The following is a 13,603-nucleotide window of genomic DNA, read 5'->3' as shown; positions in this document are numbered from 1 at the left end:
AATTTTTTCTAGAAAAATACTTAATACATTCGGTTTTTAGGGAACTTTTACTATTATTCTTTAGATCAAAATATCAATTATTTCCGATAATCAATCATTTCCGATGAAATTGGCTACAAAAAATGTAACCTTCTCACGAAAGTATATTTGCTTTGTCAGCAAAATCTCTTAATTACTGTGTAACATATTTATAAATAGACGCCTATAAGTAATTATACTAAAGATACAAATACTCTGAATTAATTTGCCTGTTTGTAGCCGTAAATAAACGTAAAGACATGATTGCTCTACCGCTTCATTAACACAGGAAAAAAGCGGCAGCCTGATCAGTGGTATGCTGGAAGGAGCCACTAAGGGTCGTTGTTGGCGTTGTAGGTAATTCCAGATAAGCCTCCCAATTCAGATTTTTGAAAGGATAATCCTGTAGCTAACGTAGCTTGTCCAATAAACTAGATGTTGCTTAAGGTAACAGCCCGCGAGGCTAAATTGCTAAGGAAGAAACTGATATAGGACTTACGCAAAATATCTCTCAAACTCTCATTTCTCTGCGTCTTCTGCGCCTGGAGCGGTAGCCTGCGGCACGCCGCTCCGCGTCTACGTTACTCCTTAACTCATGCGTAAGTCCTATGATAATTAGTATCGAAATACTTTAGTGGTAATCTAAAGTGTGAAAATAACCTGTAAAATATCTGACTTAGGTTAAGAGATTACTAATTCTCAATTACCTACATGATTAAAATACTGACATCTATCGATATTCATCTTGAACAAAGTTGACGAGCCAGTCTTTGACATTGCGTGTGGCGCGGCAGTCGTCTTCGTTGTAGCGTTGGATAACTTCTAGTAAGGTGCGATCGCCTGTTTCTAGCCACTGATCATACCAATAGATACATTTGGCACCACTAGCTTCTTTGTCACGCCACTCAAACCCCATCCAGCGGGCGATCGCTTTTAAGGCATAGCTCTCTACTGGTAAGGCGACGCTTTGGATTAATTGTTCATACACATCCACAAACCGATTTAGTACGGGTTTTACTGAGGCGTTGGGTGTGTGATAAAGCTTTGCCATTTGTTTGACTGTATCAAATTCATAAACGCAAAAATGATAAATGGGCGCTTCAGGATATTGCCAAACCAAATCCAGAAATTGCTGCCAAATTAATCCTTCGTCTGCTGGTTTTTCTGCCAAAAAAGAATAAAACTGCTCTGTGTTAGCTTGCCTGTCAACGACCAAAACCCCCAAGAGATAATGTAAATCTAAGTCTGGCTGAGCTTCAATATCAAAGTAAAGCTCTATGGGGGCAGTGAATGTGAGTGTTTCGGCGGGTGGCGCTTTGGGTAAGATAAACGGTCGTTTTTCCAGTACAGATTGGGCTTGTAATACTATTTTGGGTGCAACTTCTCTTTCAAAACCAGGTAGGTTTTCTAGGATACTGGGACTGGTATGGGCGAGAGATTCTAGTGTAGTGATAGAAATTGCTTGGAGTTGATTGTAGCGAACGGGTGTTACACCTGGTAAGAGAGAGAGATGTTGCTGAGAGTGTGCGATCGCATAACAATGATTGTACCAATGGCACAGATTGCACTTTTGCCGGGAAATAAATATCTCTGGGGCATGGGGTAACTCGATAACTTGGGTAAATTCCCCCAAAATCTGCTCCATTTGTGGTATCCATTTGCCTAAATCTACCGCATAACCCTGGTTTTGATGACGCAATATCAACCAACCTGTTTCGGGTAAAACTTCCTGGACTGTTGCCACAACTTGGGCGTGAAATGCAACTACAACTTGGTATTCTTGTTTGGGGCGCTTACCCAGTTCAATATTTGCCGGAGTATACATCCAATCGCCAAAGCAGGATGTCCCTGGCTGTTTCACAAGTAAATCGGGACGACTTAATAAGGTGTATCCTTCAGAATGAGTGGTTAGTAGCACTCCTTTACGAATGTACTCAACTCCTTGTTGCATCAATTCTAAAGTTGCTGCTGCACCTGCTTGCCAGTTTCCTCGTGGATAATCTGGTTGGTGATAAGTCAACTGTGCCAAAACACTCCGGTGATGAGCGATTTTGTCCTGCTGCACTTTTAGCAGCAACTCATTGGGAGCATTTCGCTGGCTTTTGTCACCATGAGTATCTAAAAAAGGTCGCCGCTTACAGCGTTGATATTGCAGTAGGATTTCAGCATTAATTAACATCCTTTTAAACTAACAAGAATTAGGACGCTTTGGCAGTAACCCAGATTACTAAAGTTATTGTGATTAAAAGTACAGCTATCCAAAATTGATATGACTAGCTTGCATCACCACCGAGAACAATTTCCCGCTTTAGCGAATAAGACTTATTTTAACTATGGAGGCCAAGGGCCGATGCCCCAGGGGGCAATGGATGTCATCACTCAAACTCAAGCTCATATCCAGCACATTGGCCCCTTTGGCTCTGAGGCTTATGCCTGGATAGCACCCCAGATCCAAGCTACCAGAGATGCGATCGCATTAGAGTTGAATGCCTCCACTCCAGCAATCACCCTCACAGAAAATGTGACTGTGGGCTGTAATATTGCCATGTGGGGGATCGAATGGCGCAATGGCGACCATTTGCTACTCTCTGACTGCGAACACCCAGGAGTGATTGCTACGGCCCAAGAAATCGGGCGGAGATTTGCTGTGGAAGTTACCACCTGCCCCTTGATGGCAACTTTAAACGTGGGCGATCCTGTAAAAGTCATTGCCCAACACTTGCGCCCCAATACTCGCCTCGTAGTCTTAAGTCATGTTTTTTGGAATACGGGCCAAGTTTTGCCGCTTGACAAAATTGTGGCAGTATGCAGGAATAATCATTCCCTACTTCTAGTAGATGCTGCCCAATCAGTTGGTGCCTTACCTTTAAATTTAACTGAATTGGGGGTAGATTTTTATGCTTTCACCGGTCACAAATGGTTATGTGGCCCGGCTGGTGTGGGTGGCTTGTATGTCCGCCCAGAGGTACGCGAAAGCTTAAAACCCACGTTTATTGGCTTGAATGGCATTGTCGTTGATCGTCAAGGACAGCCTGTGAGTTGGCAACCAGATGGGCGAAGATACGAAGTGTCTACATTAGCTTATCCGCTTTATGTTGGGTTAAGGGAAGCGATCGCCATTCATCGGCAATGGGGAACCCCACAGGAACGTTATCAGCAAATTTGCCGCAATAGTGAATATCTCTGGAGAAGGTTGACGGCGTTACCCGAAGTCCAGTGTTTGCGGACTTCTCCACCCGAAAGCGGTATAGTCTCCTTTCAACTCACCAATCACCAGCCTCTTAAATTGGTGCAATTTCTAGAATCACAAAAATTATTAACGCGGACAATTGCCGATCCTCATTGTATCCGGGTTAGCGTTCATTACTTGACTCTCGAATCGGAAATCAACCAATTGGTAGAGGCGATCGCCAGTTTTGGCCAAATTATTAATTGAATATGGAACGCCCAATTTTATACATAGCCATGACCAATCACGGGTTTGGTCATACTACCCGCACGGCATCTGTCGCAGCAACAATTCAAAAATTATATCCAGAAGTTTTGTTGATTTTGGTGACCACTGCCCCCCGGTGGTTGCTAGAGTGCTACATAGAAGGTGATTTTATCCTGCGTCAGCGGGCTTTTGATTTGGGTGTAGTCCAAGCAGATAGCTTGACAATGGATCAAGAAACCACCTTGGCAAAGTTGCGAGAGATTCAAAAGCGTCAGAATTCGCTGATTGCCTCGGAAGTCAATTTTATCCGCCAAAACCGTGTAAATCTCATCTTGGCGGATATTCCCTTTCTGGCTTCTGGGTTTGCGAAAGCGGCAAATATTCCCTGCTGGATGATCAGTAACTTTGGTTGGGACTTGATATACCGAGATTGGGGCGGAGAGTTTACAGCCATTGCTGATTGGATTAGTGATTGGTACTCAAAATGCGATCGCTTATTTCGTCTTCCCTTCCACGAAACAATGCAGGCTTTTCCAAATATCACAGATGTCGGCTTAGTCGGTGGTTCTCCCCGGTTTGCTGCCGATGAACTGCGCGCTACATGGGGGATAACGGCACAAAAAGAAAAAACTATTCTCCTCACCTTTGGCGGTTTGGGTTTGCAGCAAATTCCTTACGACAACCTGCGGCACTTTCCCGATTGGCAATTCATTGTTTTTGATCAATCTGCACCGGAGTTACCTAATTTAGTGAAAGTGACAAATCGTCAATACCGTCCTGTCGATTTTATGCCCATTTGTGGGCGAGTCGTCTCTAAACCTGGTTACAGCACTTTTGCCGAAGCCTCAATACTCCAAGTCCCTATCGTTACCATCCCCCGTAACGACTTTGCCGAAGCAGCTTTTCTCTTAGAAGGGATTGCTAATTACAACCAGCATCAAATCCTGACCCCATCTGACTTTTTTCAAGGAACTTGGGATTTTCTCTATCAGTTACCCCAACCGCCAAAGCAAAAATATCCAATCGCTAAGGATGGGAATATAGCGATCGCTAACGCTGTCATCAACTATTTGAGCAATCTTTAAACTACTAACAGAGACGTATAATGCAAATAGGCAAGCATTAACCTCAAAAACTCTCTTTAGCCGGAGAATTAACGGTCATTACAAATGACTCATTACCAAAAATTACTGAGAATTCCCACAATTGGCAAATCTTTTTACAACATCACCCCAAAAGTTGCCGCCATAGTTACCGAGTCGGGGGTGGAAACTGGCCTTTGTACCTTATTTTTGCGTCATACTTCAGCCAGTTTAGTGATTCAAGAAAACGCCGATCCCGATGTACTCGTGGATTTAGCTAACTTCATGGCCAAACTCGTGCCAGAATCCGGCAAATACATTCATGATGCCGAAGGTGCCGATGATATGCCAGCACATATCCGCACAGCCCTGACTCACACTTCGGAACACATCCCCATTAATCGCGGTCAATTGGTACTGGGAACTTGGCAAGGAATCTATATTTGGGAACATCGCCAACGTAGTCATCTGAGAGAGTTGGTAGTTCACCTTTCTGCGTAGAGATTTGTGAATGTTTGGTTAATAGTTAAATATAAATATCGGTGTAACTCTGTAGATGATCTCCGCCCAGTTTTTGCCATCTAAACTGCGGTAAATCTCCAGCCAAAAAGTATTTACACCAGCCCTAAATTAGATAAATATTTTATTCTTTTCGTAAAGTAAAAGTTAATTTTTGATATTTTTACTTAATAAAAAAATGCGATCAGATATAAACTGAATATTTATCATCAGCTATATTTTACTAACTATGGAGCCAAACTCAGCGTCAACTAATTGTTTCTGCACGCTTGATCAAATCCTGTCCCAGCACTCTGTGAATCTATTGTCGCTTAATCCCTGTAAAAATTTAACTACCAGCTTTGCCGAACTGGGAGATTTGATTGCTGAAAAAACCACTGACAGTCAACTGATTACAAACCTACGAGAGACATTAGAAATTATTATCTATGCCCAATTAGAAAATTTTCCCGAAAATATATTCTGGGATTTTGATTTTATGGTCAGTAGTATGCTTAGACAAGCTCTAAGAGAGAATGATGGCGCTGTTTTATTTGTAGATACTTTTCGGAAAAAGATGGTGTCTATAACGGAGTTGTTCGGAAAAACAGAAATCCGCTTTCGCTATGTCCATGATTTTATTTACGGCTTTGAATGGGCTAGATGGGTAAACAAAGAGCCACAAAATCGTGCAAACATAGAGCCTTTTAGTCTGATATTTTTGGATTATTTACTTTGCAAAGGTCAAGAAATAATCCAAAAAATTAGCCTCAATCAGGTTACAACAGCTTACAAACTTTCAGAAACAGGCTATCGCAATCCCTTTTGCTTCTCCCGCGAACCGGAGGATGAATACCGTTTGTTAACTTATCTGGCTCAAAAACAACTTATCCCGGTTGCTGTTTGGAATTGGGATACTCAACCTATATGGAATAAACCTTTCCACAGAATGCGCGAACAGCTATCATTAAAACTTAATATTCCGCAACAGACAAGCTGATCACTACTCGCAAGTGAGTTTTTATTTCCCAAACTGCAAGGCAAGCTTCTATACTGTTGTAAATTTTATTAATCTGGTTTTACATGGGTAAATTTCGGAACAATTTGGACAAGGTAATGCTGCTGTGTTTGGTAAATATTTATAAATGTCTCCAGCTAAATGTATCCACTTGAGGAAGATACCTTTTTTTATCTGGCTCATTTTTGCTCAATACAAATCACTGGGGTAATCGTCAGATGGATAATAACTATATTGACACTCTCAGGGAAGACAGCCACTGAGCTTTACGCTTACCGGATATTCCTGTAAAAGTTTACCTAGAAAATAAATAAATGAAAGTTGCTGATTTAATTACCTGGTTTGAAGAATGGGCAAATCCCGCTTGGTGTGAAGGCTGGGATAATTGTGGTTGGCAGATTGAACCGGGAGTTTTGCCGGAAAAAGCACGGGTGTTGGTGTGTTTGACTCCAACTTTAGCGGTGATGCAAGAAGCCAAAGCCAGCAGTGCTAATTTAATTTTTGCCCATCATCCGCTGATTTTTCATCCCCTGAAGTCCCTACGCAGTGGTTCGGAAATCGCGGAAATAGCCCGGTTAGCCTTTACCCACAATATCGCTATCTACAGCGCCCACACAAATTTTGACCAAGTACAGGATGGTACAGCTGATGTTTTGGCTCAGATTTTAGAACTCAAACAAGTCACTCCCATAATACCCACCCAACCGGGATTAGGATATGGGCGCGTGGGAATGCTAGAGCCTTTGATGACATTGCAGGAGTTACTCACGACAATTCATACCCGACTGACTCCACCACATTTGATTTTGTCACCAAATGCTGACTTACAGCAGATAATTTCACGAGTGGCTGTTTTGGGTGGTTCGGGTGCTAGTTTTATCCCAGAGGTAGCCAAAACTGGTGCCGAAGCTTATCTGACTTCTGACTGTAAGTTCCATCAGTTTCAAGAAAGCCGCGATTGTGGACTGATTTTAATCGACGCTGGACATTATGCTACCGAACGCCCCGCTTGCGATCGTTTGGTACAAAAATTTCAGTCCTTAAACTTAGACTGGGTGAAATTAAGTCAAAAAGATGAAGATTTCCGCCAATTTTTTCCTTAGTTTAAGTAGATATTTTGGATTTATTGCAGTTTAATCAGCTTTTCTTTCGGGTTTTCTCAAAATTGACTGTATATTTTGATATTCATCTAATTTCGGGCAATCAACTTTATTAAAGTAGCAATTAGTATGATTTTTGCTTCAGTATACGAACAAATGGGCTTATCTGCTGGATTTTTGTATCCATCTTTGTGATATAGATCACAAATAACCTGTAACTATAATCACTTAATTTAGATGTTTTATATCAATGTAGTCGGGTAGTAAAGTGTTTCACAATAGAAGCAACAAATTGCTTACTATGCCCTAATCATCATGATTCGCACACTCATTGAATCTGCTTTCCAAACTGGATGTCTTAGTGTTGAATCTGAGGGTCTACTTCACCAAGTATTGACAACAAAGTGCTATCAGCCAGAAGATTTGGTTGATCTTGCCGCCCTATACGATGCAGTTCGCACAGGTAAAATTAAACGAGAAGCAACCTCAAAGCTGCTCATAGACCTTCCCATACCTGACAAATCATTCTAGAACCCCGGCAACAGGTGACTCTGTCGGTGTATTGTCTATTTAAAGACGGACGTGTCACCTCAAGCAACAGCCCTAAACGCAAAACTATTCGGGTGTTGTTGTCGAAAACCATGAAGGTCGGCGAGAGAATGAGTTAAGATCAAATACATTAGGGGTAAAAGTAAAGCCGAGTCCCCAGAGTTACCAGTAATGCCCATGAATACAAGTAGGCAACTCAAACAACCGCAATCATTGCTTGTTTCGGAGTACTGTTTATTACAAGATGGTAGTAAGGACTCACCAACAGCTATTAACCTGGATAGGACAACTTCTGAATTGTTTGACTTCTATGAAGTAGACATGAACAGAGAATAAACCTGAAAGAGATTGAGTTTAGCCGGTGCAGTAACCACAATTTTCTGACCCAAGATTCCCCTATTTCTGACAATTACAACTCTGTTGTTGGATTGGGTCACGAGACATACTGGTTCTGAACTATGAATTTTATCTCTTAAGGTGTAATCTACAAGGGTAAGACCCAGATTTTGACAAGTTTAACTACGTTGTTTAAAAAGGCAGAAGCAGTACATGCTACACCGCAAGATTTATCAACTGTGTTGCGACGGGCGGGAGGTATGTGTTTTCTTGCGGGACCAGCAACGCTGGATCGAGCGTGCCCGCATCATCGATATAGAGGGGGATTTAGTGACCCTGCGCTATGAAACAGATGAAGAGGACGAGGTTTGTTCTTGGGAGGAAATGGTTCGCCTCGAAAGTATTGGTGCTGTAACGCAAAAATTAGCTTCAGTGCCACGCGGTAATGTCGAACCTCTAACGACTGAAGATTGTCCTGAATCCGAGCGGATCCGCAACCATTACACTGACTCGAATCCAGATTGATCAGTGCCAAGTACAGAATTATAAGTATTGAGTCATCAAAAGAGTGCTGAGTGCTGACCATTGTATGCTGAGTAAACAAATTAACAATTACACTCAGCAGAAAATGCCCCAAAATCACCTTGATTTATCTATGGGGTACCACTCAGGACTCAAGACTCATAACTCATAATTCAAGAATCAGGACTAGATAAGCCTTCAAAGGCAGGACAGTAACCTTCAAGGGTGACTTTGAAGTTATATAAGGGGGATGCGGGGTTCCAACACCGCTGCCCTCTTTGGTATCTGCAAGTACCGCAGCAATCTACATCAGACAATGTATAGCGATCGCTATTTTGGTTAAGCAGTTCTCTTGGCGATAACCCCCGCAATACTAATTCTTGTCCTTGCCAACGGGCTTCAATTAAACCTGTATCGGCAAATTCCCGCCAACGGGAATCTGCCGTTATTGCTTCCGGGATAGTAATTGTGATTACTGTTCCTAACTCTGTCAGTTCACCTTCATAGTTAGCCTCTGGGGCTGCTGGTTGTAAAAATGTGTCGCCAATCGGCAGTTCTACTAAAATCCCCGCTGCTGGAGAATGTACGTGGTAACGATTTTGTAACTCTTCCAAGCCGGTCAGGTCTGCTAAGTAGGCGGCAAAGCCGTGGACAAAAACGACGTGCTGGGGTCGTAAGTTATGAATTAGCTGCGTTGTACCCGGTCCATCACTATGCTGGGCGAGAAGATAGCTTTCAATGGTGGTAGGTGCTAAATATTCTTTGTTAACTTTAATATCAATTTTTTCTGGGAGCAGGATCAGCCAAGGGCCTGTTTCCGGTTGGCAGTATTTGCCCAAATCATTTGTAGAGTCGGTAAGGATAATACAGGGGGATTTGCCCACTGTAGTCCGATATTCTGGCTGTAGACGCCGCACGCGAGGGCGTACCCGTTCATCCCAAAATAAAGGTTGATGGCGGGCGAAGTTCTGTACTGAAGGGGGGAGATGGGTTAGCAGTTCTAGATAAGCATCGCACCCAATGGCGACAGCACCATCAACCCAAATATCTAAATCCCGTCCCGTGAAGTGATGATGAGAGCGTAACAACATTAGCAGTTCTTGACCTAGCCCTAAAGCGGGTGTGGGCATAAGTACAGAACAATGGTCGGCGATTGCCCGATTAATTCGCTCGGCTAATTGATTTTCTTGATTGCGGCGGTGGGGATGACGGGATGTGCCATAAGTACCTTCAATAATCAGCACATCCAACTCTAATCCCCGCAATTCCTCTAAGCGCAAACCTTCTACCAGCCGGGAGTTCGATAAGAAAAAATCCCCTGTATACAGTAGTTTGTAAGCGCGTTCTGGGGTGGTGTAGGTGAGCAGAATGGCTACAGCCCCCGGTAAATGCCCTGCGGGAAATAATTCCACCACTAGACCGTCTTGTAATTCTACAGGCGATCGCAACGGTAGCGCCTGACAAAATGACGGAATTTCTTCGGGATCATTGTCTAACCAATTCAGCGGCAATAATTTGCTAGTTACTTCGCTGGCATAGATCGGCAATAGGGGAAAAGCTTTGTGTAGTGCCAGCGATCCTCTCGCATGATCTGGGTGGGCATGACTGATTAAGACTAAATCTGCTGGTAGGCTTGTTGATTGCGTTAGTTCCTTCCCAAGCATTGAAATATCTCCCACACCACAGTCTAGCAGGATGCGGTGTGGTCCCATCCGCACTAATAAACATACACCCTCATCCTGATGCTGTACACTATAGGGCAAGCACTCTAATTCACTAGCTGCTTCCCCAGCATCAGAGCGAGAGAATGACGACACACTATCCCTCATGCTCTCCTCCCCTCATACCTCTTATTCATGGATATATCCCAAAAGCCAAAAGTTATAGGGATTTTGGTTTTGTGACCTAGGGGTAAGTTTGATCATCCGCCCCTACACCCTGAGAATGCGGTTTTTTGATTGGGGAGGATACCGATCGTTAAACCAAGTTAGTTCAGAAAATTTGCGTAATCGGCAGCCCACAAACTATTGGCTAAGGAAGTTTTCTGGATTTAATCAGCCGATGTGCTGAAAGTTGTTAGCAGCAGTCGCGTCTACAGACTTTTCTCAATGTGCAGAACCGTTGCCATGATAGTCATCTGAGTCATAAAAGCCATTTTTCGTGCCAAAAAACAAGCACGAAAGCGTAAATATAACTGTTAATCCGGCTAAAATCAGCTTTACTTCCATTTTTTTGCTGTCCTTGACTAAAGACTTTTTTATATTAATTGAGTGATTCTGTATTCGGGCAGAATCACTAGAAAATCTTTACTATGCTTAGGTGGATTGGACAATAGGTAATTTTACTCCAATTAGTCAAATTGTAGAACTTTTTGGCTAAACTGTCCATTAATGTCAAGTGCTATGGAAATAAAGGAGCGATCGCCTCTCCAGCCAGGAGTGCGATCGCCACTAGGAGCTTTCTATCAATTAAAAAAATTCTACTATTTAAACTACTGTTAAGGGTTGCAGTGCCTACACCACCGAGGGACAACACCATCATGTGTCGCACCCATCAGCCCAATTTATATGTTACGCGCTATACAAATTGCTGAAGCGTGTATTCGGCAATTTTATGGGTTTACGTCTTTTAGCACAGCCCTAGGTGATTATTTCGCTTACTAGGACACTATCCATACATAAAAAATAAATGCTCGGAAGTAGAGTTCACATCTACCTACAGATATAGATTATCTCACTCTAGCCTCAAGCGACCTGATTTTTAGGATTTTTGGATTCAGCAAACAAATCTACCCTCCATAATATAACTGAGAGTCTGATCGTCAGGACGGCTTCAAGATGCATCAAACTGACCCGCCACGTTCCCCAAAAGACCTATTCCCGACCATGTATGATCTCAAGAGTGAAGATCCAGAGGAGCCTGGTTTGCCTGATCAATTTCATTTGTTGCAACCGCGTCTCTTGGATGAAACCTTTCGTCTGCCGAATTATCCTAGCGATCGCATTTTTGTTGCCAGTGATTTGAATCTTTATTATGACTTGCATCATCCACTCTGGTATAAACGCCCGGATTGGTTTGCTGTTTTGGGTGTTCCCCGACTCTACGAACAACGGGACTTACGCTTAAGCTATGTGGTTTGGCAAGAGGGAGTTAATCCTTATATTGTGGTTGAATTGCTATCTCCCGGTACTGAAAGGGAAGACTTAGGGCAAGCATTGCGAGATGTTGAGCAACCACCAGGAAAATGGGAAGTGTATGAGCAGATTTTGCGGATTCCCTATTACGCTGTTTTTGACCGCTACAAGTATGAGTTTAGGATGTTTAAGTTAGATGGCGGGCATTATGCTGAGGTGGCACTGTCAGATTCCCGCTTCTGGATACCAGAATTACAATTAGGCTTGGGTGTGTGGCAGGGAAATTATCAAGATATTGAGCAGCCTTGGTTACGTTGGTACGATGGCACAGGTAACTGGGTGTTGACACCTGCCGAAGAGGAAAGACAACGGGCTGAAGAGGAAAGACAACGGACAGAACAGGAACAACGGCGGGTAGAAAGATTAATTGCACAATTGCGATCGCTTGGCGTTGAACCTGATTTAGATTAGGGTTTGCTTGGACACTGGGCTTCAAAGGCAGACTTTACAGTATTATTAGAATATAAAGTTTATCACTTGGCCAAAAATTAACCTTTTTTTGGGAACAACTCTATAAATTGAAAAGTACCCTGTTTAGTTATGTTCACGGAGTATAAGGTACTCAGAATTAACATATATTAATTCTGCCAAGCCGGAAAAATATGTGAGTAGGGAGGTAAATATGTACTCAGTGTTTGAAAATATTAATTTAGAAGCATTTACCGAAAATAAAATCACAAGCGAAGAAGACTTTAATGAAATTAAGATTCAATTAGAGAAAAGTTTTCAAACCAATGAAGGACAAATATTTCTCTCAGCTAAAAAAGAAGAATTAGACCAAGATTTTGATGAAATACATAAGCTATATAATAAATTAAGCAAAACTAGAAGCTTGAAATCAATCAGTAAATTAAATGGTGAATTAAGTCAAAAATTAAATAAATTCAGAATTAAATATAGTGAGTTTATAACCAATGATAAACTCCTCCAGGATACTCTAGAGTTAGAAATTCTCCATGAATATGGAGAAAAAATTATAACAGTCGTATTAATAGTAAAGGATGTTTCTAAACTAGCAAATGAAAATCCCCAAAATTTAGAGTTAAAAAAGATTTTAGATAAATATTCAAAAGCTACAGAAAACCTACTCGTAGCAGTAGAAAAATGTTATAGCGTAATAACGTTTAAAGAATTAGAATCTATTAATGCATTTGTCTCTGAACTAATAAAATTTTCAGACAAGTTCATCAAATCAAGAGAAAAGAATACAGAGAGATATATTTCAATTGCTAAGAGAATAAACAGCACTTGCAAAGCAATTTTGTGGGAACTAGATAAAGATAAAAATACTAATACATTTACAGAAAATAAATCATGGGATTTAATAATAGGAGAACATCCTTATGAAAAATTATTAAAAGAAAGTAAACAAAGAATACATTCGCTAGGTGAAGATTAATTAATCAAAATTAAATGAACTCAGCAATAGTTGTATTAGATACCAATATTTTATCTATCCTAGTGGAAAGACCAAAAAGCTCACAAGTACTAGATTGCATAAGTTGGGTAAAAAAGTTAGTAGCTAATAATATTGCAGTTGTAGTACCAGAAATAGCAGACTATGAGTCTAGGCGGAAATTGCTTTGTGTCAATAAAGATCCAATAAAAGAAACTACTAGACTTGAGAAATTACAAAGGCTAGATAGTTTAGGAAAACAAGGACTAATGTATTTACCCATAAACACAGAAGCAATGCTTAAAGCAGCTAGTTTATGGGCTTGGGCAAAAAATACAAATCAATCAACTGAAGATGGGGTATTGCAACGATTCATGAAAAATTCCGCCATATCGCATGAAACGCTTGCCCAGAGAGAGTTTTAGCGATACCATAACTCTTTCCTCACTTATGC

At 41.6% G+C, this 13,603-nt stretch carries 13 protein-coding genes and 1 pseudogene; 10 read left to right on the top strand and 4 right to left on the bottom strand.

Translation table 11 applies throughout. The annotated features are described in order from the left end of the window. Positions 1-356 precede the first annotated feature (356 nt). Positions 357-506: pseudogene (locus CYLST_RS36770) on the bottom strand (esterase-like activity of phytase family protein); the annotation flags it as partial. Between the two features lie 242 nt (positions 507-748). Then, a complete protein-coding gene (locus CYLST_RS10395) occupies positions 749-2,197 on the bottom strand; it encodes a TM0106 family RecB-like putative nuclease (protein ID WP_015207680.1) in 1,449 nt (482 codons plus the stop codon). Positions 2,198-2,287: 90 nt separating this feature from the next. Here CYLST_RS10395 and CYLST_RS10390 point away from each other — a divergent pair, with 90 nt between their 5' ends. The 7 genes from CYLST_RS10390 (at position 2,288) to CYLST_RS10360 (ending at position 8,562) form a co-directional block, all read left to right on the top strand. Continuing rightward, on the top strand, positions 2,288-3,454 hold the full coding sequence (locus tag CYLST_RS10390; protein ID WP_015207679.1) for an aminotransferase class V-fold PLP-dependent enzyme: 1,167 nt from the start codon (positions 2,288-2,290) through the stop codon (positions 3,452-3,454). Between the two features lie 2 nt (positions 3,455-3,456). Next, positions 3,457-4,539 carry a hypothetical protein gene (locus CYLST_RS10385; protein WP_015207678.1) on the top strand — a complete coding sequence of 361 codons (1,083 nt, stop codon included), beginning with the start codon at positions 3,457-3,459 and terminating at the stop codon, positions 4,537-4,539. Between the two features lie 84 nt (positions 4,540-4,623). Further along, complete coding sequence (locus CYLST_RS10380; protein ID WP_015207677.1) at positions 4,624-5,037, top strand: secondary thiamine-phosphate synthase enzyme YjbQ; 414 nt, start codon at positions 4,624-4,626, stop codon at positions 5,035-5,037. 247 nt (positions 5,038-5,284) lie between these two features. Further along, on the top strand, positions 5,285-6,034 hold the full coding sequence (locus CYLST_RS10375; protein ID WP_015207676.1) for a hypothetical protein: 750 nt from the start codon (positions 5,285-5,287) through the stop codon (positions 6,032-6,034). A gap of 332 nt (positions 6,035-6,366) precedes the next feature. Then, positions 6,367-7,155 (top strand): Nif3-like dinuclear metal center hexameric protein, encoded by a 789-nt coding sequence (locus CYLST_RS10370; RefSeq protein WP_015207675.1) that lies wholly within the window; start codon positions 6,367-6,369, stop codon positions 7,153-7,155. 312 nt (positions 7,156-7,467) lie between these two features. Further along, positions 7,468-7,683 (top strand): hypothetical protein, encoded by a 216-nt coding sequence (locus CYLST_RS10365; RefSeq protein WP_015207674.1) that lies wholly within the window; start codon positions 7,468-7,470, stop codon positions 7,681-7,683. Positions 7,684-8,250: 567 nt separating this feature from the next. Next, positions 8,251-8,562, top strand: coding sequence for a DUF6679 family protein (locus CYLST_RS10360; protein WP_015207672.1), 312 nt, complete (start codon positions 8,251-8,253; stop codon positions 8,560-8,562). A 170-nt stretch (positions 8,563-8,732) separates the two neighbouring features. On the opposite strand, the gene CYLST_RS10355 is transcribed toward CYLST_RS10360, so the two are convergent. Beyond that, positions 8,733-10,388 (bottom strand): MBL fold metallo-hydrolase, encoded by a 1,656-nt coding sequence (locus CYLST_RS10355; protein ID WP_015207671.1) that lies wholly within the window; start codon positions 10,386-10,388, stop codon positions 8,733-8,735. A 571-nt stretch (positions 10,389-10,959) separates the two neighbouring features. Then, positions 10,960-11,100, bottom strand: a complete 141-nt coding sequence (locus tag CYLST_RS34365) for a hypothetical protein (protein ID WP_015207669.1) — start codon at positions 11,098-11,100, stop codon at positions 10,960-10,962. Positions 11,101-11,396: 296 nt separating this feature from the next. Between CYLST_RS34365 and CYLST_RS10345 the strand changes: the two genes are divergently transcribed. The 3 genes from CYLST_RS10345 (at position 11,397) to CYLST_RS10335 (ending at position 13,574) form a co-directional block, all read left to right on the top strand. Continuing rightward, the gene (locus CYLST_RS10345; RefSeq protein ID WP_015207668.1) at positions 11,397-12,164 is read left to right on the top strand and encodes a Uma2 family endonuclease; all 768 of its coding nucleotides are present in this window, start codon (positions 11,397-11,399) and stop codon (positions 12,162-12,164) included. Between the two features lie 211 nt (positions 12,165-12,375). Next, entirely contained in the window at positions 12,376-13,152 is a 777-nt protein-coding gene (locus CYLST_RS10340) for a hypothetical protein (protein WP_015207667.1), read from the top strand. 14 nt (positions 13,153-13,166) lie between these two features. Beyond that, the gene (locus tag CYLST_RS10335; RefSeq protein WP_015207666.1) at positions 13,167-13,574 is read left to right on the top strand and encodes a hypothetical protein; all 408 of its coding nucleotides are present in this window, start codon (positions 13,167-13,169) and stop codon (positions 13,572-13,574) included. The last annotated feature ends 29 nt before the right edge of the window (positions 13,575-13,603 follow it).

This window comes from Cylindrospermum stagnale PCC 7417 (genome assembly GCF_000317535.1).
In the GTDB taxonomy this organism is placed as follows: domain Bacteria; phylum Cyanobacteriota; class Cyanobacteriia; order Cyanobacteriales; family Nostocaceae; genus Cylindrospermum; species Cylindrospermum stagnale.
This window is presented reverse-complemented; position numbering and strand designations above follow the sequence as displayed.